We start from the raw sequence: 21,905 nt of genomic DNA, 5'->3' as shown, positions 1-21,905 counted from the left end.
TCTTATATAGAACAGAACTACATGCTGACTTTGACCATGGCCGGACGAAGAACCTTATCCTTCAGGAGATAGCCCTTCTGGACCTCCTCCGTCACGATGCCTTCCTCGTGCTCCTCGCTCTCCACCTGCATGATCGCCTGATGATATTCAGGGTTAAAAGGCTGTCCTACCACTTCCATAGCTGTAAGTCCTTCAGTCTTGAGGACTCCCTCCAGCTGACGGAAAATCATATTCACGCCTTTGATGAACGCTTCAGCGTCTGCACCTGCTGCAGGTGTCGCCAGTGCGCGTTCAAAGTTATCCATTACCGGAAGCAGCTCGGTTACAAGCTTGGACGTTGCGTACTGCGCCAGCTCTTCCTTTTCTTTCTGGGTCCGGCGGCGGAAATTATCGAAATCAGCCTGCACACGCAAGGTGCGCGCCTGATGCTCATCTGCCAGCTCCTGGAGCTTTCTGTATTCCTCATTGCCTGAAGCCGCCTCGCCGGCCTCTTCAGCCGTGAATGTACCGCTACCTGCTGTGGTGTCAGCCTCTTCAGCCGCGTGATTCTCATTCACCGAGGGATCATTCTTCTCATTCATTTCCTGAACCTCTTCCTCTTTCAAGTTGTCTTCACCTCCTTAATATCATTCACATGGACTAGTACACTCTGTTCACTTATACCAGTGTGCCAGCATCGCTGTCAAATCCCGGGACAAAATCCCCAGAATACCCATTACACGTGCGTACTCCATACGGGTCGGACCCAGGATACCGATGCTCCCCAGCGGCTTGCCGTCCAGCGAATAAGTGGCGGTAATCAGACTGCAGTTGGCAAAAGCCTCATGCTTATTCTCTGTACCGATACGCACCTGCATTCCTGCTTCGCTGCTGGCCGGGGTGAGCATCTTGAGCAGCGTAGGCGTCTCCTCCAGCAGATCGAGAATCGTCTTGACCTTGTCGACATCCTTGAACTCCGGCTGGGTCAGCATATTCGTGGCTCCGCTTAAGTAAATCCGCTGATCCTGGTCGCTCTCAAGCGCCTTATCCAGCACCTGCATTAATTCTTCATAATGGGAGATGTGGCGCTGCATTTCTTCGCCCAGCTCAGAATAGAGCTGACTCTTCAGCTTGTAGAGCGGTACATTGACCAGCTTGCTGTTCAGCAGATTCACGACCTTCTCCATCTCGGACACAGAAATCTCCGGAGGAAGACTCACGGTTCGGTTCTCTACCTGCCCGGTGCTGGTGACGATAATCGCCACAGCGGTCTTGTCATCGAGCGGAAGCAGCTGGAAATGGCGCAATGAAGTATGAAAAACCTCCGGTCCCAGCAGGATGGAAGTATAATTCGTCATATTGGACAGGATCATTGCCGCATGTTGGATAACCTGCTCTGTAGCATTCAGCTTCTCGGCGAAAAAAGCGCGGATCGTGCCCAGTTCGGCCGTTTCGGCGGAATTCCACGGTACCAGATGATCCACATAATAGCGGTAGCCCTTATGGGACGGAATTCTCCCTGCCGACGTATGAGGTTGCTCCAGATAACCCAGATCCTCCAGATCGGCCATTTCGTTGCGGATCGTGGCTGGACTGTAGCCCACATCCCCGCGTTTCGAGATACTGCGCGAGCCCACCGGCTCAGCTGAAGAAATGTAGTCATCGACAATGGCATTCAGTATCATTCTCTGGCGTTCAGTTAACATGTTATTCCCTCCTATCCGGCTGTGGCTCCGATTCGTTAGCACTCTAACGAGATGAGTGCTAACCACTAATACAAAAATACCAAACTGACCTCAGCATTGTCAAGTGAGTTCAGCAACTTGATTGTGCCTATTTTAGTTAAAGCAATATAACATCCATACATCCGTCAGGCATCATTGTTGTACGTTGTGCTTGTATCTGCAAAAAACCACTCTCCTCCTGAAGCATCAGCTTCCCCGGAGAACAGTGGTTTCTTATTATATAGTTTACCGGGAGCTATTGTCCCGCCGGATTAGTCCAGTCTCTTCAGCACGGCGATCTCATCGCAGGCATGCTGCTTCTTGCAGTTCACACAATCGGTCCAGACCTTCTCAGGGAAAATCTCCTTCTGCACCACATCGAAGCCGTTCTTAAGGAAGAAGTCCACGGCATAAGTCAGCGCCATAATCTTCGGGATTCGCTGGCGTCTCGCTTCTTCCACCAGCTTCTCCAGAATCATCGTGCCCACGCCCTTGCCCTTGCCTTCATCACGCAGTCCGATGGAACGGACCTCAACAAGGTCACTTCCGAGCCGGAACAAGGAACCGCAGCCGACAAATTTGCCGTCAATCTCAGCAATTACGAACTGGTCAATCTGGCGGGTCAGTGCTTGCCTTGAACGGGGCAGCATAATCCCCTGCCTGGCATACTCCTCTATCATCAGATACAGCGGCTCTACATCCTCCACCGTAGCATTTCTGCATATCACTTGCTGCTCTCCCTCTGGAGAAGCCTTTTGGAAATGATCCGTTTTGACAAGCACCTTGACTCACCCCTTGTTGTTAATATGAATAAATATACAACACAGTGAATTACAATTCAAGAGATATTTCAAAATTAAACCTCTGTCAAAGCACCGACAAATTCCCCGAAAACATCGTTGCCAAACAGGATTCCCTGCTTGCTCAGGCGATAATTGCCACCGGACTGCTCCAGCAGTCCCGCCTTCAGCATTTTATGCAGCGGCGTTGCAAAAACAGCCTCCAGCGGTTGTCCAAATTGCGAGCGGAACGCCTGATCCGATATCCCTTCGCGCATCCGCAGGCCGACCATCATGAAATCCTCCATCGCCTCCTGCTCGGAGATCCGGTAGGTGTCCAGACGCGGCAGCCCGCTGCGCGAAGCCTCGTTATACGGGTTCACTCCCTTGATATTCATGTGCCGCTGACGGCCCACATATCCGTGCGCCCCTGCGCCCAGACCGTAATAATCCTCGTTGCGCCAGTACGTGATATTGTGGCGGCTCTCCAGCCCCGGCTTGGCAAAATTACTGATCTCATACTGCGTATACCCTGCGGCCTCCATCGTAGACATCAGCAGCAGATACATCGCCAGCTCATCCTCTTCATTCGGCAGCGGAAGCTTATTTTTGTTAAACAGCGTGTGGAACAGCGTGTTCTCCTCCACCTTCAGGCTGTAGATAGAATAATGAGGAAGGTCCAGCGCTAACGCCTTGTCGATACTCTCTTTGAGCATATCCACCGTCTGATTCGGCAGGCCGAACATCAGATCCAGCGACAGGTTATTCAGGCCGACCGCACGGGCATTCTCCAGACTGCGGTATACATCATTCACATCATGGATGCGGCCGATTCCGCTAAGCAGCTCATTCTGGAACGCCTGCACCCCGAAGCTGACCCGGTTGACGCCGCCTTCCTTCATTACTCTAAGCTTGCCGATATCGGTAGTGCCGGGGTTAGCCTCCATCGAGAATTCAATGTGCTCATCCCACTGCGGGAAATGCCTGCGGACCGATTCCAGGAAATAAGCCATCTCATCAGGCCCCAGTACAGTAGGCGTACCTCCGCCGACAAAAATCGTCTTGATCACACCCGGAGGCGTGTGCTGCACCGTCAGCTCCATCTCGCGGTCAAGCGCGTGAAGATAGTCCATCACCGGCTGGTCCTTCAGCACGTAAGAATTGAAATCACAATAGAAGCATTTATTGGTGCAGAACGGGATATGAATATATACGGCCTCAGGGGGACGGCCATGGTGTGCAGTGCTCGTAGATGTATTCATTAGCTGTCTCCTTTGTTCTATTAATATACAGGCCTGTCACAGTACCTGCTGCTGAAAAGCAAGAAGAAACGGCTGCACCGCCCTGCGAAGGACGGCACCCGTTTCTGTGATAAACCGGAAGCTCCGGGGGAGCTTATATGCTGCTACTCAATCTGAAGCACGGCCATGAACGCTTCCTGCGGCACCTCAACGCTGCCGACCTGCTTCATGCGCTTCTTCCCTTCCTTCTGCTTCTCCAGCAGCTTCCGCTTACGCGAGATATCGCCGCCGTAGCATTTGGCTAATACGTTCTTGCGCATGGCCTTAACGGTCTCACGCGCAACCACCTTCGTGCCGACGGATGCCTGAATCGGCACCTCGAACATCTGGCGCGGGATAATGCCGCGCAGCTTCTCACAGATGACCCGGCCGCGGTTGTAGGCGCGGTCCCGGTGAACGATGAAGGACAGCGCATCGACTTGCTCATTGTTGAGCAGGATATCCATCTTCACGAGATTGGACTGGCGGTAACCGGAGATCTCGTAATCATAGGATGCATAACCCTTCGTGCCGGATTTCAGCTGGTCGAAGAAGTCGTAGACAATCTCTGACAACGGAATCTCGTACGTAATAGTTACACGGTTGCTGTCCAGATACTCCATGTTGACGAATTCACCGCGTTTGTTCTGGCACAGCTCCATAACGGTACCCACGAAGTCGTTAGGCACGATAATGGCTGCTTTGACATACGGCTCTTCAATGAAGTCAATCGTTCCGATCTCCGGATAATGCGACGGATTGTCGATCTGAATGGTCTCCCCGTTCGTCAGCTTAATGCGGTAAATAACGCTTGGCGCGGTAGTAATCAGCGGCAAGTTGAACTCGCGTTCGATCCGCTCCTGAATAATCTCCATATGCAGCAGTCCCAGGAAGCCGCAGCGGAAGCCGAAGCCCAGGGCGCTGGAGCTCTCCGGCTCGAAGCTCAGGGAAGCGTCATTGAGCTGCAGCTTCTCCAGCGCTTCACGGAGATCATTGTAATCGGAGGTCTCAATCGGATAGAGACCGCAATAGACCATCGGATTAATCCGGCGGTAGCCCGGCAGCGGCTGCGGGGTCGGATTCTTCGCATCCGTCACCGTATCCCCGACACGGGTGTCGCCTACATGCTTGATCCCGGCCACAATGAAGCCGACATCGCCGATGTTCAGCTCCGGCACAATGGTCATGCGCGGCATGAAGGCTCCGACCTCGATCACCTCAAAGGTTTTGTCGGTGGCCATCATTTTAATCTTGGAACCGGCACGGATACTGCCGTCAATGACACGGACATAGACGATAACGCCCTTGTACGGGTCATAATGGGAGTCGAAGATCAGCGCCTTGAGCGGTTCTTCCGAGCTGCCTGACGGCGCCGGAACCTGCTTCACGACCTGCTCCAGAATCTCCTTGATGCCGATGCCCGCCTTGGCGGAAGCCAGCACGGCTTCACTGGCATCCAGCCCGATGACATCTTCAATCTCCTGCTTCACGCGTTCGGCGTCAGCATTCGGAAGATCGATTTTGTTGAGTACCGGAAGAATCTCCAGATTGTTGTCAAGCGCCAGATATACGTTAGCCAGCGTCTGGGCCTCAATCCCCTGCGCCGCATCCACGACCAGCAGTGCGCCTTCACAGGCCGCCAGACTGCGGGATACCTCATAGGTGAAATCGACATGCCCCGGTGTGTCAATCAGATTCAGATAATAATCCTGTCCGTCATCGGCACGGTACGTCAGACGTACGGCCTGCAGCTTGATGGTGATGCCGCGCTCGCGCTCCAGGTCCATCTGGTCCAGAACCTGCTCCTGCATTTCACGCGAAGTGAGCGCACCCGTATACTCCAGAATACGGTCAGCCAATGTCGATTTGCCATGGTCTATATGTGCAATAATCGAGAAATTGCGAATTTGTTGTTGTCGTTTCTGAACGTCAGTCATTCCTTACCCCCACAGACAGCCTAATGTTAATCCACTTATTATAACAGTACGGGCTTCGCCCATCAATCCCGCCAGCCGCCGGAAAAGAAAGAATCCGCCCGGACCCTCCACAATCGCAGGCGGAATCCCGCAAAAAAAACGCACAAACGGGTGCGGGCTTCCATCATCCGCAGCCGTTTGTGCCCTCATTCTCATGGTAGCCCGGGAGATTCCAGGCTGTTCCCGCTCACTCTTCCGAAGAGTCGAAGAGTGAGACCACCCAGCGGATGCCCTTCTGCGAAGCCTGCTGGAGCAGACCGGCGGTCTTATCAGCCAGCACATCCACTGTCGGCTTCTGCTCCTCCGGGATCAAAAGCTGCTCGGGACTAAGCGCAGAGTAGTCCTTCACCTCCTGCTGCGGGAGACTGTCCGTGCCGCCAGCCGTCTGAGCCTGTGTACCTGCAACCGGCTGCTGCATCGGCAGCACGGTGTAAGCGCCCGTTACCGGATCAATAGTCACGGGTACGTATACATAAGCCTGGCCGCCCGGGGCCGTGCCGGCAGCCGGAACGTACGCAGTCCCGGCTCTGCCGTTCTGGCCGGCAGGAAGCTGACTTCCAGCTGCACTGCTCCCGGCCGGCTTACTCCAGTCCGGCAGGATACCGGAGACTCCCGAACCACCGCCGCCGAACTGCAGGCCGGCCAGCAGCCCCACGCCCGCCCAAATTCCGAACATCACCATCTTTTTACCGAACCGTGTCATAGTCTCCGCTCCTTTTCAGCTATTATCCGTCAGGAAGCCTCTCCTGTTGATGTCTCTCCCCCGGAGCCTCCAGACTGTGTACCGGCCTGATCTGGCGCAGCTGCCTTTTCAGCATCCCGGCTGCTCCAATACACATCAGCAATCGCATCTGCCAGAAGATCGGCCGTCCGCTTCAGCTCATCGGCGCTGTTGTCAATTCCTCCTACCTCAATCAGCACACTGTTCGGGGACAACGTCTGGTTATATTCCCCATTATTCCCGTTTCCGGATGATTTCCCCCATATCCCGCGTGAAATTCCAGGATAATTTTTCTCCAGCAGCTGATGGATTTTATTGGCGAAGGCCTCGTTTTGCTTCCAGTTTTTATTCGCATGCCCCAAAATAAAATAGACCTGGGCATAATTTTTCCCGTTAATGACAGCTGTGGTTTTGCCGTGCCGCTGCGAATCGCGGTGGATATCAATCAGCTCACTCATCTGCTGATTGGAGGCCATGGCGGATTTCACCGTCATACGTGAATATTTATAAGAGAAGTTCCAGTTGTAGCCCGGCACCTCTGTAGCATAATCCTCCTGGGCATGGACCGTTCCGATCCCGCGTTCTTCCAGCCTCTTGGAGATATAGGAGCCTACCAGCATCACATTCTTGGAAGGGACGGCCGAGCTGGGGTTGTCGCTCTGTGCGCCAAGCAGCGGATTATAGGCCTCCCGCGGATGGGAATGATAGACGAGAATACGTTTGACCGAAGTATCTCCCGTGCCGTTCTCGGCATCTCCGCTTCCGGAGTAACCCTCGTCAGGCCCTGCATCAGGCGGGTCCGGAACAGGCGAAGCCTCAGGCTGTACCGTGCCTTCCCCCGGATTGTCATGGCCATTATCAGCCGCTGTACCATTCCCTGAATCTGGAGAAGATCCAGGACCCTCCCCCGCTCCGGAATCTTCCCCTGTGGCCAGTTCATCTCCCCCCGGATGGTAGTCTGCCGGCGCTCCTGCACTTCCTCCTGAGCCTTGCCGCAGCAGGAAGGGATCATCGGCAGCAAGTCCGGGCATCTCACGCGAGACCAGACTCTTGGGATCACCAGGATCAACACTGGTAAGCAGCCGGAATACGAAGGAGGTCACCTTGTCCCCGGAGAAGGCCGAAGGCTCCTCGCCCTTCGGCAGATGGGGAACCTCCATGCCCAGCAGCTCCATGAAGAATCCGCTGGAGAGTGAGGCCGCCAGACCTTTCATTGAAGGAATGGGCGAAGAATTCAGCTTTTGCCCGGCCAATCCGCCGGCTCCAAGCAGCATGAACAACACAAGCGAACCTCCGGCCAGCAGCAGCATCGTCCTTCCCAGCGACAGAATATCCATCAGCCGTCCGCGCAGCCGCCCTATATTCCATAGCTGAAACCATTTTCTGTTCATGATTGTTATGTCCTCCTCTAAGCCCTCTGTAATCTCTCATACTCCAAATCTATGAGCGGAAGGGTTATGCTAGAACCACAGAATGAGAGATAGCAGGGAGTATAGATAGAGAAGTGCAGCGGCAATTCATACAAAAAACCCGCAACCCGTTCTGCGTTATAGCAGGGCGGTGCGGGCCAGGTGATAAGTGACAGATCAGTGAGTATAAGCTCCGACATTGCCCGGATCTACCGCTTCATGCAAGGCGGCATTCAGTCCGCTTGCCACAATGTTCGCGATCTCTTCAATGAATTCATCGATTTCTTTGGGGGTCACAATCAGGTCATGGCCCAGCGGCTCAAGCACTTCTTTCACAAGGGCAAGACGCTCCTGCTCGGAGATATCGTCAAGGAGACCCATAATCTCTTTGGTATGGGCGCCACCGTCAGCCATCTGTCCGAAATGGGTCCGCATCATCTCCAGCACGTTGTTGACAATCGTGGAGGCATAGCAGACTGTAGGGACGCCGATGGCAATGCAAGGCACGCCCAGCACCTCCTTGGTCAGCCCTCTGCGTTTGTTCCCGATCCCTGAGCCGGGATGAATGCCGATGTCAGCAATCTGGATAGTGGTATTGATTCTCTCCAGTGAACGGGAGGCCAGCGCATCAATGGCTATAATGACATCCGGGCTGGTACGGTCCACAATTCCCTGCACAACTTCGCTGGATTCAATACCCGTCAGGCCGAGGACTCCGGGAGCAATAGCGCTGACATTCCGGTAACCGGGCGAGACCTGGTCAGGCACCAGCTCATAGAACTGGCGGGTAATCAGCGAATTCTCAACGACCAGCGGGCCAAGCGAGTCGGGCGTCACATTCCAGTTGCCGAGGCCCACGATAAGGACCTTAGAATCGCGGTCAATGCCGATTTTATCCAGAAAGTGCTCGAATTCGCGGGCAAACACTGTAGAGACCTTCTGCTGGAGCCCGGTATCCCCGCCGCGCAGCCCAGGCACCTCCAGGGTCACGTAATTGCCGATAGCCCGTCCAATCGCCTGAGAGCCGGCAAGGTCTGCTACAGCAAGTCTCGTGACCTTGATGCCGCCCTCTTCTTCCACTTCCTCATTGACACCCGGGATCGGTGCATTGGCGTGCCGCTCTGCCATTTCCTTCGCTTCCACCGCCAAGTCCGTACGTACCGAATACAGCTGAAGATCCAGTTCCATTCTTAGTTCAGCCTCCTTTTGCATATTGCTGATAGTGTGCGAGAGAAAGCCGCCGTTTATACAAACCTCACTAAGGGAATTCTAAAGCTTTTTATCTTGCTTTTTACTACCCTTCATGCTAAACTATTTTAAGTTGTGAATCATTTGTTGATTTCGAATGTCTTTCAGGAGGTGAATGCAATGCCAAATATCAAATCCGCGGTAAAACGCGTCAAGACGATCGAGAAACGCCGTGCACTGAACGCTTCCCAGAAGTCCGCGCTTCGTACAGCTGTGAAAACTGCTGATGTAGCAGTGACTGGTACGGAAGTTGAAGTAGCTCAGGCTGCTTTCCAAGCGGCTTCCAAAAAGCTGGACAAGGCTGTATCTAAAGGCCTGGTTCATAAAAATGCGGCTGCCCGCAAAAAATCCCGCTTGGCTAAGAAATTGAACGCTCTCAAGGCTCAAGCCTAAGCCAAGGGCGACAATCATAACGAGCACTGAAGAACCTGACCGCTATGCTTCATACGGTTAGGTTTTTTTATGCCTGTTAGCTTCACTCATTGAAATCCGCTGTACAATTAAAGAGCCTGCCCGCCCGCATGTATCACGGGATGGACAGGCTCTTCGATGCGTTCCAAAAGAGGCCCTCTGTTCAGGCTCCGAGGCGCAGCATGAACATCTCCAGCCCCAGCACCTTATCGACAGCCCCCGTCTTCATCTGATAGTCCAGATCCGCCAGAATACTCAGGATCTGCCGCAGCCGCTGGCTTCCGAACTTATGCGCCTGCTCTCCGGCCAGCTTCACTGCATACGGATGCAGTCCGAGCTGGGAGGCAATCTGTCCCTGCGAATAGCTGAGGGCTGACAAATCCTTGACCTGAAGGATGATTCTGAACTGCCGGGCAATCAGCGAAGCGATCTTGATCGGCTCCTCCCGCTGCTTAAGCAGCTCATAGAGCGTATTCAGCGCCTTGTCCAGGCGCAGATTCGCAATATCCTCCACCAGCGTGAAGATATTCTGCTCGGTTCCCCGGTGGACCAGACTCTCCACTGCTGCCGCATCCACCCGCCCGCCAGTACCGGCGAACAGGCACAGCTTGTCCATCTCCGCAGACAGGCCCTGGAGTCCGGTGCCGCTGCTTGCGATCAGAGCCTCTGCCGTCCCCGGCGCAAGAGAGCAGCCGCGTTCGCGGAAGCCCTTCTCCACCCAGCGCAGCAGCTCCTCCGCACCCAAAGGATTGAAGGCCAGTACGGTGCCGGAGGCTTTGATGCTTTTGACGATTTTTTTACGTTCATCCAGCTTGTCGCCGTTCACCATAAATACAATCACGCTGAAATCAGCAGGGTGCTGCATATATTCGCTTAGCATCTCCACGTTATGCTCCAGCTTCGCCTTCTCCTTGCCTGCCGTGAACAGAGCCGCATCCCGCACCAGCAGGAGCTTGCGTTCTACCATGAACGGAACCGTCTCCGCCTCTTCAATGACCGCCTGAACCGGGGTTTCAGAGAGATCGAACGGGATCACCGCGAAATCGCGGTCTTCTTTGGCTATCAGGTGTTCTTCCAGCATGGCCGCGAACTCATTCATCCGGAACTTCTCACTGCCGTACAGCAGGTACAGCGGAGAGACCTTTCCTTGCTTGATGTCTTTGGCTGCCGTTTTGGCATCCATCCTGCCACTTCCTTTTTTAAGTTCTTGAGTGATACATTCGTACATTTTATCAAAAAAACGGCTCAAAACATAGGCATCTATAGCAAAGTATTCTGCCAGGAACGCAAGCAAAAACGGAGCAACCTTGGCAGCCAGGGCCAAAGCCACTCCGTTTCAGCGGCGCATCTATATAAACGACGGAGGGAGCAGCTCTAGAAACTGTCCCGGCCGCCGGTCATACCGATGATACTCGCAAAGCCTGTAATTCATGTCCTCTTGCCTTAGCATATTCCGCAGGCTGGAAGAAGGTTCCGGTTATTTACCGGACGTTGCCGCGTCCGGGGTGATAGCCGGGCTGGGGACCGCTGACGCAGAGGCCGCAGGAGAAGCGGTAGGCGCTGGCGAGTTGGCAGGAGCCGGGGAAGCGGATGGAGCAGGTGTTGCGCTCTCAGCCGGAACCGTGTATACCTTCGTCGTCTGCGTACCATCCTCAAGCTGTAGTACATAAGTGAACTGGGTGCCGTCTTCCGACCACACACCGGAGACCCAGTTCCCCTCCAACGGGAGCGAAGCCAGTGTTGTCCGTTGTTGTTCTTCTCCCTCTGTGGCTAAGCTGTAGATTACCACATGCTGGCCAGTCAGCTCAGCCATATGCTGCCCGTCCGGTGAAGTCCACGAAGACTCTGCAAGCATAAACGACATGGCTCCTGCCTCGTTAGCATCTGGAGTCGGTGCTATCCGTGCATCCCCCGCAGACGCTTTATCGTCCGCTATATTGTCTTGCGTTGGCGCACTCGACTGCGTGCTTTGGGGTTCCGCTGACCGGCTCTCCGCTTTCTTGGTGCTCTTGGGGCGGTCCGCCGGAGACGCAGTAGCGGCACGGTTGCTGACCGGAGCTTCGCTTACCGCAGGCACCTTGTCTGAAGCCGTACCGCCGCCAGCTGCGGCCGGCTGATCAGCACCCTCACTGGGAGCAGGCGGTGCAGATTTCAAATTAACGTCCGCAGTTTCACCCGGCGCGGTCTGGTCCGTCTTTTGAAGCTCACTGCCGCCGCTGTTATTCTGTCCGTCGACCTGCGGGGTGTCCGCACTGCTCTCCGTACTCACGCTGGAATTCGCTGCCCCGCCGCTCATTAACTGGGGTGACATATCCATATCTGCGCCCGGCAGGCTCTTCGGCATATTGAATACGGCGATAAGCAGAATCACAGCTGCCGCCGCAGCACCAATGCCTGTCCGCGCAGCCAGTGAAGGTCCCTTGGGCTTCTTGCCCCGGTTATTTGAACGGGAGAAAGGAATAACCTTCGGATCTTCCGGCTCCATTACAGCAGGCTCTTGCGGGACACCACGGTCCAGCTGTTCAAGCTGAGGCAGGATAGAGTCAACCAGACTGAAGGGGGGCTTCACATCGGGAAGCTGCTCCAGCTGCTGGGAGAGCAGCGTCAGCCGGTCCAAGACTTCCGCGCAGGAAGGACAATCGTCGATATGACGGAACATTTCAAGCATTTCTTCCTGACTGAGATCATGATCTAAATAGCGGTGCATCCATTCCATCACCTCCGCGCACTTCATCCTGACACACCACCTTTCTGATACTCCTGAAGTCTATTCTGCAGCTGCTGCCGCGCCCGGAACAGGTATGATTTGACCGTGTTCAGAGGCAGATCCAGACAGTCTGCAATCTCGTTGTAAGAAAAATCCTGTAAATAGCGGAGCACGATTACCGTCCGGTGATGCTCCGGAAGCTGGTCGATGGCCTCACGGATATCCTCCGCCAGGTAACCCGACATCACTTCGCGCTCTACATTATGTTTTTTATCCTGGAACACCATTTCGTGTTCATCGATAGAAACGGTAGGCTTCGTTCTCCGGAATTTGTCTATACATATGTTGGTTACTATTCGCTGAACCCATGTTTTGAACTGCGCCTTCTCCTCATAGGAGCCGATCTTGGTGTACACCCGGATCAACGCTTCCTGGGAGGCATCCAGAGCATCCTGTTCATTATGCAGAATGTAGAAGGCCGTCTTATATACATGCCCTTCAATTTCTCGCAATAGGGTGATTAGAGCGTCGCGATCGCCCGCTTGAGCGGCTCTGATGAGTCCCTGCTCCACCACGAAGGTTCCCCCTCTCTATGCAATCTTACTGACGCGCAAGACTGCGAAATTGTTGCAAACCTGTAATGATTATTTTAAAAGATAAAAATTCGCTTGTAGTCCACAATCCCTACTAAGCATACAAGGGATGCTGCAATCATTCAAATACTCTTTTTAATGTATATAATGTAGTTGCGCACACCAGGAGCACCGCATAATTCTCTCTGGAAGCATCATCAAGCACATATACTTCTCCCTGCTCAAAAAGTTGCGGATGATTATAGTTACGATACAGCTTATAAAGGGCTCCCGCCGTCACCCTGCAGCCGTGGACTGCAGTCCGGACCTCCACATAATCGGCTTCTTCCACTACCAGTGTCGGGTACAGCTTGCTGCGAAGATCGTCGCCAGTCATGGCATCACCTTTCAGGTATACTTCTCAATGTCCGCAGGCGCTTAGGGCACTCTGCCTCTATTATAAGTATTGCCCGAAGCGGCAGCAATTCCATCATTTAGGCTTATCTAACATTCAAGCGGAAACGGCTTTGCTCATTTCTTATATTTCAATAAAAAAATGCCCTGCCCCTTAGAGGCAAGACATTCCTGTTGTACATGTATGTTACTGGCCTTGAATCTCCTTGAACTTCGCTACATACTGTGCAGCCAGCTCTGTGATCTGGTCATAACGGCCTTCCTTGGCCGGTGCGGTCAGGTTGCCGCCGATGCCGACAGCGATGCAGCCGTTCTTGATCCATTTCTCCATATTGTTCAGATCCACGCCGCCGGTAGGCATAATGTTCACATGCGGCATCGGCCCCTTAACCGCCTTGACATAGTCCGGTCCGAACGCACTGCCCGGGAACAGCTTCAGCACATCCACGCCCAGCTTCAGGGCTTCCTTCATCTCATTCAGCGTCATGCAGCCCGGCATATAAGGAATGCCGTACAGATTACACATCTTGGCGGTATCCTCTTCAAAAGAAGGACTGACCACAAATTCCGAACCCGCCAGAATAGCGATTCTTGCCGTCAGCGGGTCAAGCACGGTGCCGGCACCAATCACGGCGCGGCCCCCGTATTCTTCCACCAAACGTTTGATCGCTGCTTCGGCTCCCGGAGTCGTGAAGGTAACTTCGATATTATTCAGTCCGCCCTCGATACAAGCCACAGACATGGCATAAGCATCATCGGCATTATCCGCACGGATAACAGCTACTACCCCAACAGAGGTGATATTCTGTAATACTTTGATTTTCTTCATGGTTGTTACTTCCTCTCTGGTTATATTCCACTTAAGAATATTTATTTAGATAAACTAATTTATCTATTTTACTAACATCAGGCTTTATCCTTCTAAGAAAATAGTAATAACATTGCCGCTAACAGTCAATATATATTTATTCAGGAAGCGGTAACATTTCTTCGAAAATCGTATGAAACCCTTATGTATCAAGGATAAACGAATCTACCCGCCTGCTTCCTGTACAAAATAAGACAGCAGAATGAGCATTGCTATATTGTACAAAACCGTTTTATGTGATAATTTCAACTTATATTCTATCCCAAACCATAAACTAGGATCCAATTATACCCCTGCTATGCTTCCGAAGCGAATTTTGCGAAGAAGAAGCAAGGAGTGTATGCTATCAAAACTTTTAGGAGGAACTATTCATGAATAAACAGCTGGATGCAGTCACCTTCGGGGAGCCGATGGCCATGTTCTACGCCAATGAAGCCGGCCCCCTGCATGAGGTTACTTCCTTCTCCAAAGCGCTGGCAGGAGCGGAGAGCAATGTAGCCACCGGGTTATCGCGCCTTATGCATCTGACCGGTTATGTGACCAAGCTCGGCGAAGACAACTTCGGCCAGTTCATCACCTCGGCACTGAATAAGGAGAAGATCGATACCGCGAGCATCACAACGACCAAGGAATTCTCCACAGGCATGCTGATCAAATCCAAGGTACTGACCGGAGATCCCAAGGTCGAATATTTCCGCAAAAATTCCGCCGCCTCCAAACTGAGCCTCGCCGACTTTAATGAAGATTATTTCGCTTCCGCAGGCCATCTGCATGTGACCAGCATCTCTTCGGCACTTTCGGCTTCGTGTCACGAGTTCTCGCTGCATGCCATGGAGTTCATGAAGCAGCGCGGGAAGACTGTATCGCTCGATCCGAATCTGCGCCCGACCCTGTGGCCGGACACAGGAACTATGGTTAGTACGATCAACGACCTGGCTACCCGCTGCGACTGGTTCCTGCCCGGACACGGAGAGGGCAAGATCCTTACCGGTCTTGAGACGCCGGAGGAGATTGCCGGGTACTATCTGGAGCGCGGCGTATCCCTTGTAGTGATCAAGCTCGGCCCTGAGGGCGCTTACTATAAGACCTCCGCTGGTGAAGAGGGCTATGTGGACGGCTTCAAGGTCGAGCAGGTTGTCGATACAGTCGGCGCCGGAGACGGCTTCGCAGTTGGGGTGATCAGCGCCATGCTGGAGAAGCTCAGCGTAGCGGAAGCCGTGAAGCGCGGCAATGCGATTGGCGCACTCGCCGTGATGTCGCCTGGCGATATGGACGGACTGCCTACCCGTGACGCGCTGGAAGCCTTCATGAGCACGGGCGTTAAGAAATAAACAGGCTCTCCGCAGGGCGTGACTGTAACAGAAACTGCAAAAAGGTGTCCCACAAGCCGGCCGGCTTGGGACACCTTTTTGCGAACCATCAGAGATAAGTGCTGCAATGAATTCAAACCGTTTCCATCCTATTTGAACTGGAACCAGGTTAAATTGGCCACTGTGGTTGAATCGGACTTCACAAAAGTAACATATACCGTGTGGGTTCCTACAGCGGTCCCGGCAGTAAGCGGGATATTCTTGAGGGACCATGTCTGCCATCCGCCTGTGCTTTCTGCCGTCCAAGAACCCAGCATAGTGCCTGTAGGACTGTCCAAGTGGAATTCGATCCTTCCGCCGGAGTTAGCAGATGCAACCTTTAGATCAATACTTGTTTTAGCTGTACTGCCAAAGTCAACATTTTTGAATGCGATATAGTCGCCATTACTCCCGGCACCCACATTCAGCCCGCCGTCAGTGCTTGACTCATAGGAGAGAACACCTGAACTAAGGTTATAGCCTTCCGCTTCAAATTTCAATGTGTTGAATTTGGGATCAGCAGCATAGCTGTTCGTATCTGTTATTTTCAAATCTGTCAAATTATTTACCGCAGCTCCACCGACGCGGACATTGTTTAAGGTAACTCCGGAGACCGTAGAGGTGTCACTCCAGCCCTTCATGATGGAAACTTCACCCAGAGCGCGTAAATTGATATTATTATAGACCACATTTTTGATCGGACCGGTTTTTGCCGAAAGATCAAACCATCTGGAGTGAACACCGGATCTTGGCCAGAAGCCTTCTACATCTATATTATCAAATACGATGTTCTGTGCTGCCGGAGTCCCATACAGATGACCTACCGCTAAAGCGCGCCAGCACCGGTATACAAAAGAGTTTTTAACAACGATGCCATCCTGAAGCTGTTTCACTCCATCTCCAACCTTGAATGCCCCGCATCTGCTCCAGGCCAAAGCATCATCCACAACTACATTGGACTGGTTCTCAGGAGTTCCCGGCCAGTTAGCAGCGATATCCGTAGTGGCTACATCCCAGGTCTTAAAGGAGTAGGTGTCATCCTCCGATACGGCTACAGTGTGCTTGATGAGTACATTCTGGCTCTCTTGAATATCGATTGCATCATTTTCATAATCCAGCTCATTGTTATTGAAGTGCTTGGTATTCTGGAAGGTTACATTATTAGATCTTGTCACGATTGTAGCCCAGCCGCCGCTGTCTCTGATGGTTATGCCGTCAACCGTGAAGTTGCTGCACTGCAAGGGTACAAGAATATTGTTCAAATAATTGTTTGTATTCCTCATATAATGGCCATTGCCGTCAATCGTTCCCCTGCCGTATATCTTAATATTGTTGGCATTGGTTTCGGTATAAATAAACCAGGTTCCATCCTTATTCAGAGAATTTTTATGGAAATGGGTAGTGTAATCACTTGGATTTCCTGAACCCCTTATCACAGAACCACCCGCCAGATAAACCGAGACATTGCTTTTTAGAACAATGTTGCCGCTCTTGTACACGCCGGCTGGAACGTATACGATACCGCCGCCTGCTGCGTTAGCCGCATTGATGGCGTTCTGTATGGCGGTTGTAGCCAAAGTAGCACCGGTACTGTCAGCACCGTACTGGGTTTTAACATTGTATATTCCTGTACCGGATGAGGCCGGAATATTGGTTTCAAGCGCATCTGCCGCAATCACCAGATCTTTCAGGTTATTGATTTTAACGATAAGGTAGGTTGGTGATGAAAGTGTAAAGGTAAGTGTGTTTCCGCTCTTGGTTGCAGTGATTCCCAAGGCTTTGGGAGAGATATTATAGGTATTGATGGGCTCGCTTGCTGTTATTGTGATTGTAGTCGTACCCGAAAAAGAGAAATTACAATAATTATAGTTTACAAATACCTCTGAAGTGTCGATTACCGGTATATTAGTAGAGTCTGCTGTTACCGTGTATTGATTGGTTGCGTTATAGACCGACGGTAACGGATAGCTTACAATGGTACCCGCTGCGCTTGCTGTCAAAGGAAAGACTGGTAACAGATTGGCCATACAAAAAATTAATAATGCACTTAATAATTTGAACCTTTTCAACATCATTAAACACCTCTTTCGTTAAGTTGATATATTTCTGCCCTCAGCCAGCTTCCAATCTTATTGATTCCCCGGCTCCAGACAGAGCCTGAGCAGATCGTCCACATGGGCTGTTGCCAGACATTCCACCGTATCCGCAGAGCCATAATAGATCTTGACCTCGCCGTCATCCTCCAGAATCATCCCACCCGGGAAAATCACATGATTGCGGAAGCCGCCGCCAATCTCATAGTCTGTCTCCGGTGCCAGCAGCGGCTGCCTGCTCATGCCGATCACCTTGCGGGGGTCCTCCAGATCCAGCAGCATAATTCCGGCGGTGTAGCGTTTCTTCCAGGTGTCTTCCCAGCCGTGCTTGCCTCTGGCCGGGTCCACATCCACCGCATGGAAGGTGGTCAGCCAGCCCTTATCCGTCCGGACCGGAGGTGCAGCCGGGCCAACCTTATCATTGGCAAACGGCACCTGCTCGACGGCGAGCAGCAGGCTGGAGTTGCCCCAATGCTTGAGGTCCGGCGACTCGGAGATCCAGGCGTCGAAGCGGTCCCGGCCGCCCCGGCTGTACACCGTAAAGGGACGCTCCAGCCGGACATATTTGCCGCCGAGCAGCTCGGGAAACAGCACCATATTGCGCAGGTCCGGTGTAGACAGGCTAAGCACCTCGAAGTGTTCCAGATCATCGGTAACGGCAATCCCGCCGCGGATGCCATGGCGCGTATCCACGGCAAAACACATATAACAGCGGCCGCCGAGCACGGTCAGGCGCGGGTCGTAGGCGCGGATAGTCTCCTCGTCATGCATTTTGAACACCGGCTTCGGGCCGGCGGTCCAGCTCAGTCCGTCATCGCTGTAGGCAATGCCGAGATCCGTGGTGTGGTGCGGCGCAAGGCTCTGATCGGCCAGTGAGCCGTAATCATTGCGGAAGATCATCACATATTTGCCGTTGAATTTCGTTACACCGGCATTGAATACCAGTGCGGTGGGGTAAGGAACCTTCGCTGCATCCAGCACCGGATTGCCCGGATACCGCTGGATGCACGGGGCGGAATGCAGAATTGGCGGAACGTGTTGAGTCATGGGGTGTACCTCCTTGAATATTGAATGTTATGTGCGCAGAACCGGACAGCTACCCCTTCAGGGAACCGGCTGTCATCTGCATGAAGGATTTGTTGGCGAACAGATAGGCCACAAGAATCGGCAGAATGGATAAGCAGGCACCCGCCATCATGTAGTGGGTCTGGGAAGCGGCCGAAATCCCGTACTTCAGGTTCGCCAGCCCGACGGTCAGCGTCTGCAGCTCCGGCTTCGTCATCGTGAACACGAGCGGCAGCAGATATTCATTCCACGCGCCGCGGAAGGTGAACAGGGCACCTACGCCAAGTCCGGGTCCGAGCAGCGGCAGAATGATCCGCCAGAAGGTCCGGCCGGGAGAGCAGCCGTCGATCAGCGCCGCCTCGTCCAGCTCGCGGGGAATTCCCTTCATGAAGCTTGCGAGAATGAAGAAGATCGAAGCATGGGCGGAGATCAGAATCAGGATAACCCCCCACAGGCTGCTGTGCAGATGAAGCTTAACCATCAGATCGAACTGCGGACGCAGCACGACCGCCCCTACAGCCACGAACATGGTGAAGGACTGCAGTCCGATATACCATTTTTTGCCGGCAAAATCCATCCGGTCCACCACATAAGCCGCCATGGATGAGACCAGCAGCGTGCCGGCCACTGTCGCCAGAGAGACAATCAGGCTGTTCAGGGTATACCTGGAGAAATTGGCCTGCGACCAGGCTTCGGCATAGTTCGAGAAGTGCCAGCTCTTCGGCAGGAAGGTCGCACCCGCAGTCAGCTCAGCATTGGTCTTGAAGGAGCCCAGGATAGTGATCACTACCGGAATCAGGGTGATAAAAGCAACGGTCAGCAAAAAAATCCACAGAATGGTTTTGCCCAGTATGGTATTTAGTCTCATAATAGCCTCTCTCCTCAATCGGTCTGATTCATGCGTCTGGATGCGTAGAAATAAATGAGTGAGATCATCCCTACAATGACCGCAGACACAAAGGCAACCGCACTGCCGTATCCGAACTCCTGGACCTGGACCGCCGCGCTGCCCCCGCCGACAGGGAAAAATAATTTGTACAAATACAGGAACATGACCTCCGTCTTGCCTACAGGACCGCCTTCGGTCAGAACCATGATGCTCTCGTAGCCCTTCAGGGCTGTAATGATCGCCAGCATAATAACCATCTGCATGACAGGCCCTAGCATCGGCAGGGTGATATAGCGGAACTGCTGGATTTTGCCTGCCCCGTCCAGGGAAGAGGCCTCATACACATCCTCGGGAATATTCTGCAGACCGGCGAGGAAGAGCAGCATATAATTGCCGACCGCCCCCCAGGCCGCAACCAGAATGACGGTGAGCATGGCATATTTCGGCCCCAGCCAGTCCACGCCGGAATCCGAGAGGCCCGAGCGGATCAGGAACTGGTTGAGAATCCCGTTATACGAGTTGAAAATCGTGAAGAAGACTACGGCCATTACGGCGGTACTGATGACGGTCGGCATGAAGAAAATCCCCCGCAGCAGCTGTCTGCCCCGCAGCCCCCGGTTCAATATGGCTGCCAGCAGCAGGGCCAGCGGAATAGTGATCAGCAGCTTGCCGCCTGCATAGACAAATGTATTCACCACCGAATCCCAGAACTGGGTGTCCTTCAGGATGCGGCTGAAATTGGCCAAGCCGGTAAACCGGGCCGTTCCGAACCCTTTGTAATCATAGAACATATAGCGGAACGCCCAGGCAATCGGGTAAATTCCGAGGACCAATGTGAGCAAGGCACTTGGAAAGATAAAGCTATATGAAAATAAGGCATGTTTCGTTTTGTTCATCTGGTTTCTTCCGGCTCCTCTCCCTTGCGGCCAGAGCAGAGGGATGGGAAAGCTGCTTCCCCATCCCCGTTATCCCGGCCTGTATCTCTATCCCTAACCTTCTGTCTACTTGGCGAACTTGCCGCCCAGAGCGGCGGGATCAAAGCCGGCATCCGGCTCGGCCTTCACGCCGTCATTCGCAATCACACTGTCCAGTGCAGCGTTGTAGCGCTTGTTCAAATCAGCGATAATCGCCTTCAGGTCGCCGCCGTTCAGCATATATTTGAAGAAGGCGTCATCCGATTTCATTCCTTCCGGTGCTACAGACGGATAGACCGGCCATACCCCATCGTTCTTGTTCGGCAGGAAGCCTTCAATGCCGTTCACATCCGGTGTCTTGGCTGCTGCACTAATGGATGGAACCATGGAGATGCCGAAGCCTTTTTCCTGATAATCCGTCAGCACCTGATCGCCGTACATGAACTCCATGAACTTCCAGGCTGCTTCTTTATGCTCTGTTTTTGAGCTCAGCGCCAGCCATTGGCCTCCGAGGAAGCCGGAAGCCCCCTTCACATTGCCGTCGATGGTCGGAACCGGAGCAGCCGCCCAGTCAATTTTGGCCGGGAACTGATTCTTGTAGACGCCCGGCTCCGAGGAGTAGGACATGTACATTCCGATCTTGCCTTCCGCAAACTGTGCCCGCAGCGGATCAATATCCAGCGATTCTACACCCGGCAGCATGCTGCCGTCGTCCTTGATCTGCTTAAAGGCATTGATGATCGGCTCGAAGCCGCTGAAGTCGTAGCGGGCCGTCTTGAAATCATACCCGAAGCCGCCATAGCCGCTCATTTCCGCAACCACCCGCGCCGAACGCGCGAACGCACTGCCGGGGCTCTTGAAGTTAAGGGCGAAGCCGTAAGCGCCGTCGGCTTTGCCGGCTGCTGTCAATTTCTTAGCTGTATCCACCAGCTCCTGTAAGGTAGTCGGCGGATGCTCAATGCCCGCTTTGGCGAACAGATCCTTGTTGTACACCAGACGCATGGTCGTTCCATAGTTCGGCAGACTGTAACGCTTGCCGTCGAATTCGTTCAAGTCCGGCATGGCCGGGAATTTCGCCTTCAGCTCATCGTTCAGGAACTCGTCAATCGGAGCAAGAAAGCCTTTTTTGTAGAAGGTCTGGACGGTGTTCTCCTTCACCCGGATCACATCCGGTGCATCGGAGGTCTGGAAGGACAGATCAAGCGCGGTATCGAAGTCATCGCCCTTGACGACCAGTTCCACCTCAATCCCGTCTTTATTAGATGCGTTGAACTCGGCTACCTTCTCCTTCACGAAATCCGCATCGTGGCGGTCGCCTGTCCAGTAGCTGATTTTAGTTTTTTCCCCCGAACCAGCTTTCGCCCCGTCTCCCTTGCCTTCAGTTGCATTGCCGCCACTGTTACCGTTGCCGCAGGCTGCTAAGCCAAGTGCCAGGACCAGGCTCAGAGATGTCATTAGCGTACGCTTCATCATTGGTAGTTCCCCCTTATATATCCCTTCTGTATTC

20 protein-coding genes are annotated in these 21,905 nt (G+C 53.2%); 2 read left to right on the top strand and 18 right to left on the bottom strand.

Translation table 11 applies throughout. The features are described 5' to 3' along the window. Window positions 1–17: 17 nt before the first annotated feature. The 8 genes from grpE to gpr form a co-directional block, all read right to left on the bottom strand. The gene (gene grpE, locus NSU18_RS27835) at window positions 18–605 is read right to left on the bottom strand and encodes a nucleotide exchange factor GrpE (protein WP_341150571.1); all 588 of its coding nucleotides are present in this window, start codon (window positions 603–605) and stop codon (window positions 18–20) included. Window positions 606–653: 48 nt separating this feature from the next. Next, entirely contained in the window at window positions 654–1,685 is a 1,032-nt protein-coding gene (gene hrcA, locus NSU18_RS27830) for a heat-inducible transcriptional repressor HrcA (RefSeq protein WP_340994015.1), read from the bottom strand. 290 nt (window positions 1,686–1,975) lie between these two features. Beyond that, window positions 1,976–2,485: an N-acetyltransferase gene (locus tag NSU18_RS27825; RefSeq protein ID WP_341017439.1), complete on the bottom strand. Its 510-nt coding sequence runs from the start codon at window positions 2,483–2,485 to the stop codon at window positions 1,976–1,978. A gap of 74 nt (window positions 2,486–2,559) precedes the next feature. Then, a complete protein-coding gene (hemW, locus tag NSU18_RS27820; RefSeq protein WP_341017437.1) occupies window positions 2,560–3,744 on the bottom strand; it encodes a radical SAM family heme chaperone HemW in 1,185 nt (394 codons plus the stop codon). A 143-nt stretch (window positions 3,745–3,887) separates the two neighbouring features. After that, window positions 3,888–5,699 carry a translation elongation factor 4 gene (gene lepA, locus NSU18_RS27815; protein WP_341017435.1) on the bottom strand — a complete coding sequence of 604 codons (1,812 nt, stop codon included), beginning with the start codon at window positions 5,697–5,699 and terminating at the stop codon, window positions 3,888–3,890. A gap of 226 nt (window positions 5,700–5,925) precedes the next feature. Then, on the bottom strand, window positions 5,926–6,441 hold the full coding sequence (locus tag NSU18_RS27810; protein ID WP_341017434.1) for a hypothetical protein: 516 nt from the start codon (window positions 6,439–6,441) through the stop codon (window positions 5,926–5,928). Window positions 6,442–6,470: 29 nt separating this feature from the next. Next, on the bottom strand, window positions 6,471–7,850 hold the full coding sequence (locus NSU18_RS27805; protein ID WP_341150570.1) for a stage II sporulation protein P: 1,380 nt from the start codon (window positions 7,848–7,850) through the stop codon (window positions 6,471–6,473). A 195-nt stretch (window positions 7,851–8,045) separates the two neighbouring features. After that, window positions 8,046–9,056, bottom strand: coding sequence for a GPR endopeptidase (gene gpr, locus NSU18_RS27800; RefSeq protein ID WP_341017431.1), 1,011 nt, complete (start codon window positions 9,054–9,056; stop codon window positions 8,046–8,048). Between the two features lie 180 nt (window positions 9,057–9,236). Between gpr and rpsT the strand changes: the two genes are divergently transcribed. Next, a complete protein-coding gene (gene rpsT / locus NSU18_RS27795; RefSeq protein WP_341017430.1) occupies window positions 9,237–9,509 on the top strand; it encodes a 30S ribosomal protein S20 in 273 nt (90 codons plus the stop codon). 181 nt (window positions 9,510–9,690) lie between these two features. Here the strand turns inward: rpsT and holA are convergent, their stop codons facing one another. The 5 genes from holA to NSU18_RS27770 all read right to left on the bottom strand — a co-directional run bounded on the left by holA (window position 9,691) and on the right by NSU18_RS27770 (window position 14,049). Beyond that, window positions 9,691–10,710 carry a DNA polymerase III subunit delta gene (gene holA / locus NSU18_RS27790; protein ID WP_341017429.1) on the bottom strand — a complete coding sequence of 340 codons (1,020 nt, stop codon included), beginning with the start codon at window positions 10,708–10,710 and terminating at the stop codon, window positions 9,691–9,693. A 294-nt stretch (window positions 10,711–11,004) separates the two neighbouring features. After that, a complete protein-coding gene (locus NSU18_RS27785) occupies window positions 11,005–12,261 on the bottom strand; it encodes an anti-sigma factor family protein (protein WP_341150569.1) in 1,257 nt (418 codons plus the stop codon). Beyond that, the gene (locus tag NSU18_RS27780) at window positions 12,258–12,809 is read right to left on the bottom strand and encodes an RNA polymerase sigma factor (RefSeq protein ID WP_036690462.1); all 552 of its coding nucleotides are present in this window, start codon (window positions 12,807–12,809) and stop codon (window positions 12,258–12,260) included. Before NSU18_RS27780 ends, NSU18_RS27785 begins: the two co-directional genes overlap by 4 nt. Before the next feature lie 136 nt (window positions 12,810–12,945). Then, window positions 12,946–13,203, bottom strand: a complete 258-nt coding sequence (locus NSU18_RS27775) for a hypothetical protein (RefSeq protein ID WP_341017426.1) — start codon at window positions 13,201–13,203, stop codon at window positions 12,946–12,948. 204 nt (window positions 13,204–13,407) lie between these two features. Next, window positions 13,408–14,049: a bifunctional 2-keto-4-hydroxyglutarate aldolase/2-keto-3-deoxy-6-phosphogluconate aldolase gene (locus NSU18_RS27770; protein WP_341017423.1), complete on the bottom strand. Its 642-nt coding sequence runs from the start codon at window positions 14,047–14,049 to the stop codon at window positions 13,408–13,410. A 410-nt stretch (window positions 14,050–14,459) separates the two neighbouring features. Here NSU18_RS27770 and NSU18_RS27765 point away from each other — a divergent pair, with 410 nt between their 5' ends. Beyond that, on the top strand, window positions 14,460–15,419 hold the full coding sequence (locus NSU18_RS27765; protein WP_341150568.1) for a sugar kinase: 960 nt from the start codon (window positions 14,460–14,462) through the stop codon (window positions 15,417–15,419). 128 nt (window positions 15,420–15,547) lie between these two features. Here NSU18_RS27765 and NSU18_RS27760 read toward each other — a convergent pair whose 3' ends face one another. From NSU18_RS27760 to NSU18_RS27740, 5 genes are all read right to left on the bottom strand, one after another. Further along, window positions 15,548–17,506, bottom strand: a complete 1,959-nt coding sequence (locus tag NSU18_RS27760; RefSeq protein ID WP_341150567.1) for a carbohydrate-binding protein — start codon at window positions 17,504–17,506, stop codon at window positions 15,548–15,550. 60 nt (window positions 17,507–17,566) lie between these two features. Next, window positions 17,567–18,577, bottom strand: coding sequence for a glycoside hydrolase family 130 protein (locus NSU18_RS27755; protein WP_341017419.1), 1,011 nt, complete (start codon window positions 18,575–18,577; stop codon window positions 17,567–17,569). A 49-nt stretch (window positions 18,578–18,626) separates the two neighbouring features. Then, window positions 18,627–19,463 (bottom strand): carbohydrate ABC transporter permease, encoded by an 837-nt coding sequence (locus NSU18_RS27750; RefSeq protein WP_341150566.1) that lies wholly within the window; start codon window positions 19,461–19,463, stop codon window positions 18,627–18,629. 14 nt (window positions 19,464–19,477) lie between these two features. Continuing rightward, window positions 19,478–20,380, bottom strand: coding sequence for a carbohydrate ABC transporter permease (locus NSU18_RS27745; RefSeq protein ID WP_036693549.1), 903 nt, complete (start codon window positions 20,378–20,380; stop codon window positions 19,478–19,480). Window positions 20,381–20,485: 105 nt separating this feature from the next. Then, window positions 20,486–21,871, bottom strand: coding sequence for an ABC transporter substrate-binding protein (locus NSU18_RS27740; protein WP_341150565.1), 1,386 nt, complete (start codon window positions 21,869–21,871; stop codon window positions 20,486–20,488). Window positions 21,872–21,905 lie beyond the last annotated feature (34 nt).

Origin of the sequence: Paenibacillus sp. FSL H8-0048 (genome assembly GCF_038002825.1) — a bacterium.
Lineage (GTDB): Bacteria > Bacillota > Bacilli > Paenibacillales > Paenibacillaceae > Paenibacillus_AQ.
The sequence above is the reverse complement of the archived record's forward strand: the minus strand, read 5'-3'. Positions and strand labels throughout refer to the sequence as shown.

What these genes read in the sequence shown, in the direction of transcription:
- hrcA (WP_340994015.1), bottom strand. Translation starts at nt 1,685, where the DNA reads ATGTTAACTGAACGCCAGAGAATGATACTGAATGCCATTGTCGATGAC.
- hemW (WP_341017437.1), bottom strand. Translation starts at nt 3,744, where the DNA reads ATGAATACATCTACGAGCACTGCACACCATGGCCGTCCCCCTGAGGCC.
- lepA (WP_341017435.1), bottom strand. Translation starts at nt 5,699, where the DNA reads ATGACTGACGTTCAGAAACGACAACAACAAATTCGCAATTTCTCGATT.
- NSU18_RS27810 (WP_341017434.1), bottom strand. Translation starts at nt 6,441, where the DNA reads ATGACACGGTTCGGTAAAAAGATGGTGATGTTCGGAATTTGGGCGGGC.
- NSU18_RS27805 (WP_341150570.1), bottom strand. Translation starts at nt 7,850, where the DNA reads ATGAACAGAAAATGGTTTCAGCTATGGAATATAGGGCGGCTGCGCGGA.
- gpr (WP_341017431.1), bottom strand. Translation starts at nt 9,056, where the DNA reads ATGGAACTGGATCTTCAGCTGTATTCGGTACGTACGGACTTGGCGGTG.
- rpsT (WP_341017430.1), top strand. Translation starts at nt 9,237, where the DNA reads ATGCCAAATATCAAATCCGCGGTAAAACGCGTCAAGACGATCGAGAAA.
- holA (WP_341017429.1), bottom strand. Translation starts at nt 10,710, where the DNA reads ATGGATGCCAAAACGGCAGCCAAAGACATCAAGCAAGGAAAGGTCTCT.
- NSU18_RS27785 (WP_341150569.1), bottom strand. Translation starts at nt 12,261, where the DNA reads ATGAAGTGCGCGGAGGTGATGGAATGGATGCACCGCTATTTAGATCAT.
- NSU18_RS27775 (WP_341017426.1), bottom strand. Translation starts at nt 13,203, where the DNA reads ATGACTGGCGACGATCTTCGCAGCAAGCTGTACCCGACACTGGTAGTG.
- NSU18_RS27770 (WP_341017423.1), bottom strand. Translation starts at nt 14,049, where the DNA reads ATGAAGAAAATCAAAGTATTACAGAATATCACCTCTGTTGGGGTAGTA.
- NSU18_RS27765 (WP_341150568.1), top strand. Translation starts at nt 14,460, where the DNA reads ATGAATAAACAGCTGGATGCAGTCACCTTCGGGGAGCCGATGGCCATG.
- NSU18_RS27755 (WP_341017419.1), bottom strand. Translation starts at nt 18,577, where the DNA reads ATGACTCAACACGTTCCGCCAATTCTGCATTCCGCCCCGTGCATCCAG.
- NSU18_RS27750 (WP_341150566.1), bottom strand. Translation starts at nt 19,463, where the DNA reads ATGAGACTAAATACCATACTGGGCAAAACCATTCTGTGGATTTTTTTG.
- NSU18_RS27745 (WP_036693549.1), bottom strand. Translation starts at nt 20,380, where the DNA reads ATGAACAAAACGAAACATGCCTTATTTTCATATAGCTTTATCTTTCCA.
- NSU18_RS27740 (WP_341150565.1), bottom strand. Translation starts at nt 21,871, where the DNA reads ATGATGAAGCGTACGCTAATGACATCTCTGAGCCTGGTCCTGGCACTT.